The organism is Candidatus Cloacimonadota bacterium (assembly GCA_011372345.1).
Taxonomy (GTDB): Bacteria; Cloacimonadota; Cloacimonadia; order Cloacimonadales; family TCS61; genus DRTC01.
The window spans coordinates 1-4,688 of sequence record DRTC01000360.1; the positions used below are offsets into that span (position 1 = coordinate 1).

General features: G+C 35.7%; 5 protein-coding genes. 1 reads left to right on the plus strand and 4 read right to left on the minus strand.

From position 1 onward, the window contains the following. The 3 genes from ENL20_06950 to ENL20_06960 all read right to left on the minus strand — a co-directional run. A partial coding sequence (locus ENL20_06950; GenBank protein ID HHE38294.1) for a hypothetical protein occupies positions 1–208 on the minus strand: 208 nt, incomplete at its 3' end. Positions 209–367: 159 nt separating this feature from the next. After that, positions 368–1,747 (minus strand): hypothetical protein, encoded by a 1,380-nt coding sequence (locus ENL20_06955; protein ID HHE38295.1) that lies wholly within the window; start codon positions 1,745–1,747, stop codon positions 368–370. A gap of 26 nt (positions 1,748–1,773) precedes the next feature. Continuing rightward, the gene (locus ENL20_06960; GenBank protein HHE38296.1) at positions 1,774–2,139 is read right to left on the minus strand and encodes a DUF2089 domain-containing protein; all 366 of its coding nucleotides are present in this window, start codon (positions 2,137–2,139) and stop codon (positions 1,774–1,776) included. 254 nt (positions 2,140–2,393) lie between these two features. Between ENL20_06960 and ENL20_06965 the strand changes: the two genes are divergently transcribed. Continuing rightward, complete coding sequence (locus ENL20_06965; GenBank protein ID HHE38297.1) at positions 2,394–4,148, plus strand: hypothetical protein; 1,755 nt, start codon at positions 2,394–2,396, stop codon at positions 4,146–4,148. A 6-nt stretch (positions 4,149–4,154) separates the two neighbouring features. Here ENL20_06965 and ENL20_06970 read toward each other — a convergent pair whose 3' ends face one another. Then, positions 4,155–4,388 carry a DUF4911 domain-containing protein gene (locus ENL20_06970; protein HHE38298.1) on the minus strand — a complete coding sequence of 78 codons (234 nt, stop codon included), beginning with the start codon at positions 4,386–4,388 and terminating at the stop codon, positions 4,155–4,157. Positions 4,389–4,688: the final 300 nt, after the last annotated feature.

Consider the following 4,688-nt stretch of genomic DNA (forward strand, 5'->3'; position numbering starts at 1 on the left):
AATGCATCCCGATCTTTGCCAGTTTGATGGGAATCGCGATATTCACTTTAGGTTTGGCTTTTCCTTCCTGTGTGATCCTGATGAACAGTTTTTTTCCTTTGATCGTGGGAGCAGTTTTCGGAATCATTGCAGCAAGAAGTTTTTCCGCTTCTTGGGCTGAGATTTTTCCATCTGCGACCATATCGATTATTTTTCTTTTTTCATCCATGATTATCTCCTTTTTTAACTTGGATTCTGCAACTATTAAAATTGTCATTGCGAGGTGTCTTGCTAATAAATTCCTACGAAGCAATCTCCAACTCTAACTTTAGGATAAGAAAGAGATTACTTCGGTCGATGCCAGCAAGAGAAAACTCGTAATGACAGTTCATTTTTGATAATCCTTCTCTTCCATTGCCTTGAGAAGTCTTTCTGCTTCATCTGCTGTGATCTTGCCATCCTGCAGCATCTGCAGGATTTTCAAGCGGCTTCGTTCATCGACTTCCTGTTTTTCTTTTTCGGAAAGTTCTGAGGAAGTAAATTTCTCCTGAACTTTATTCATTGCTTTTTCGATTTTTATTTTCACTTTTTCCATTGTTTCTTTGGCTTTTTCGTTGTTCAGTTCTTTGCTGATAGACTCATTGATTTCCTTTTGAACACCGGTCATCACATTCTCTATGATCATGGAAACATCCGGTATTTTTACATTTTTTAGTTTGTCTTTTGCTTTCTCGATCTTGATTTTGATCTTCTCGGTATTGATATCATCAGGAATCTTTTCCACAACTCCGTCCAGAATATCAGAAATTCCGGAAAGATCGAAGTTGAATCCTGCTCCCATGCCATGATATTTTCCATGATGAGGATTTTTCATAATACGAATAGAACCATTCTCATTTTTCGCAGTAATTTCAACATTTCCGGATTCTTTTATCATCTCGATGATGTGAATATCATTATCTGTTTTCCTGTCATAATTTCCTTCCAGACCGATATTGAAATTTCCAAAATCATTTTCCGCTCTGATTTTGTAGGGAACTCCATCAGGAACAACTAAATGGATCTTCCCATTTTCATTTTGGAAATTAAATTTCCCTGATTCGACAGGAGTAAATTCATAATAAATGCTACCATTTTCACTTTGAATATCAGCATTATTGAAGTTTGCTTCCAGAACTCTAAAAGTTCCGTTTTCGGTTTTTGAAAGCAAATTTCCTTTACATTTGATCACTTTTACAGGGCTGTTTTCTGCATCAAGACTAATATTTCCCTCGCATTCTTTCAACATTATTGGACCATTTTCATTATTAATCTTGATATTACTATTGCTTGTTAGAATAGAAATTGGGCTGTTCTCGGTTTCGCAAACTATTTCTCCATTAATATGATCCATTTTCACAGGACCATTTTCTCCGTTAATTTTCTGATTCCCCTGTAAATTTTCAATTGAAATCGCACCATTCTCAACTTCAGCATTTACATCAGAAATGATTGGAACTGAAAGGACAAATTCAGAATTACGGATCGATATTTCATTTTCAAGAACCGTTAGATTGATTGATAGAATATTATTGTCAGCATCATATTCTGTTTTGATCAAATCCTCGGGAGTCGTTTCTTCATCGTAATTTTTGTAATTGAATTTTACAAAAAAATCACTCTCTTCCTGGTTTCTGCCTTTGATCTTTATGCTCAGATTTTCCGATTTGAAGTTCACCTTGAGATTACTTTTCGTTTGGGAACGGAATGTTTTTTCAAAACTTGTCATTTTTTCCTCCTAATTTTGTTCTTTTGCTAATTACTCTTTTTCATTTTTTCAATCGCTTCATCGACTGTCAGATTCCCTTTTTCGATCTCATCCAGAATTTCGGGTGATATCGATTTTGCCGGTTCCTTCTTTTCCGGACAGAGAACCTTTGTAACTTCTCCTAACCTGTTTTTCACAGTTGGATAAGAAATTCCCAATGCTTTCTCTACTTCCTTGATACTTCCCTGACAGCAGACGAAAACTTTCACGAATTCCTGCTGCGTAGCATTCAAAGAAGCCAGTTCTCCAATCCCAAACTTCCCCTTGATAGAAGTATCACAATTTGGGCAATGATACTCGATGATCTCAAGATTGGAATTGCAGATCGGACATTGTTTTAATTGTTTATTCATTTTACCTCCTTCTTAATTTACGAAGCCAAATTAAATCCTATCATTAATTATGTCAAGTCTTAAATTAATTATTTTAATATTTTAATTAATTTTATTAATTTACCTGCTTAATTATACTTAAAATAATCAATAAAATTTCTTGTTTATAAATCACTTATAATAAAAATTGAAACTCTAAAAAAAATAAGTTCGTATGATGCTTTTTTAGTTTTATCAGGAAAGTAATTTTCTTTCCTGAAAGGAGGAAAATTTCAATGAAACATATAAGTGATAATGCCTGGGGAAAATATGAGATAACCAGGCATCCGGAACGACCAAGATCTTCGGAAATCATCAAAGAAATATTTTCGAATTTCATTCCATATTTACAGGGATTTCCTAAAGATCCTGCCTTGATAGCAGGCTCAGCGAAATTTAAAAATCAGAAAGTTTTTATCATTGCTCAAGAAAAACCAAAAGGACAATCTCTGGAAGAACAGACAAAAGTGAATTTCGGGATGGTCAAACCGGAAGGATATTCTCTGGCAATGAAAATCATGGATTTAGCAGAAAAATCGAATACCCCTTTGATCACCATCATAGACACGCCTGGTGGAGATCCGTTTGAACATTCTGCAGAATATCTTCAATCCTGGAAAATATCGGATTGCATCTATAAAATGGCTGGCTTAAAAACCAGAACGATCTCTCTCATTTTAGGTGAAGGTGGAAGCGGCGGAGCTCTTGCCCTGCAAGTTGCAGATAGAACACTGATGCTTGAAAATGCTGTCTATTCCGTGATGTCACCGGAAGGATGTGCGAGCATTATTCTGCGTAATCCGGCAAGAAAGGAAGAAGCAGCCAACCTCCAGAAACCAACTGCTGAAGATATGCTGACTTTTGGGATCATCGATGATATCATTCCTGAACCGGAAGGAGGAGCACACAATGATCCAAAATGCACAATCCTTAATATCGAGAAAAAATTCTCACTGACTTTAAATGAACTTGCTCATTTCGATGTAAAAAAACTACTGAAAAGCAGGTACAAACGGTTTACCGGTTATGGAGAATTCAAAGAAGATTATACTGAAATTTTCAAGCAAAGGACAATGAAAAGCGTACATGTTATTGAAAAAAAATTCGAGAAAGTATTTGAGAGACTGAAAAAAATCGGTGATCATCTTACTTTGCATCTGGCAAAAACTGCTAAAAATGAAGAAATAAAAAACCTGAAAGAACCTGAATATTACGAATGTGAAAAATGCAATACTCATATTTCTTTTCAAACCTTCCTCGATAATTACAAAACCTGTTCAAAGTGCGGAGCCATCAGCAGGAAATACTTTCTATCTGCACATGAATGGATCGAGTGCATCACTGACAAAGATTCCTTCATTGAATCGGATAAATATCTCGTTCCCAGAGATGCTCTAAAATTCAGTTATAAATACGAAGGTAAGACAAAATCATACAAAGACACAGTGAAAAAGGCTCAGAAGAAAATTGGCGTTAAAGAAGCACTTGTTATCGGAGAAGCAAAAATCTTTGATACACAGGTTGTGGTCGCTGTTTCCGAATTTGGATTTTTAGGCGGTTCCATGGGTTCTGTAGTTGGAGAAAAATTCCTGCGGGCCGTGAAATTAGCAAATCATAAAAAATGCCCATTGATATCGGTTGCACTTTCCGGTGGAGCCAGAATGCATGAAGGAATCCTCTCGTTGATGCAAATGGCAAAAACAAATATGGCTCTGACTAAACTGAAAAAACCTTATATTTCTATTCTCGCAGATCCAACTTTCGGTGGAACTTTAGCGAGTTTTGCCTCGCAGGGAACGATAATTTTAGCAGAGAAAAACGCTCAACTCGGTTTTGCCGGTCCGCGTGTAACCAAGATGATTTCCGGTAAAGGAATGGATGAAAAATATTATACTGCCGAATTTTACCTGGATAGAGGTGGAGTGAACGAAGTTGTTTCCCGCAAAGATATGAAGGAAGTTATTCATAAGTATCTTTTGAGTTTGGAGTGATTGATTCTATAACTCCCAATCCCGCATAAATTGCAGCATAATTCCAAACTCTTCCACAAAATCCGGAGCAATATCCACCTGCAGAACAGATTCATTTTTATCCGGAGTCGTATAATTGCACCAGCCCTCGAAACCTTCGATAAAGTAACCGAAATACATCAATTCATCAGAAGGGATTTTGATGAGAATTCGCTTTGTTTTATCTACTAAAAAAGATTCTTTTAAGATTTTAAAATTCATCTATAATTCTTTGCAATTTATACGATTTTACTTGTTCCCAAATTTTATTTGGGAACACAATTGGTTAAGAAATTATATTTCGAAAATATCATTTCCTTCAACTAAAAAATAACAAAGTAAAAAACTTTTCAAAAATAACATTCCCATATACAATTTGGGAACGAGCATAATGATTCGATCTTTTCGAAAATTCTTATATAGTGCTTGAACGAAAACCACCGGAATTACTGAAAACTTGAATTAAGTTTGCTTTAGCTGGCTTGATTTAAGTTTTCTAATCCGCTGATGCCAGTCAACTTA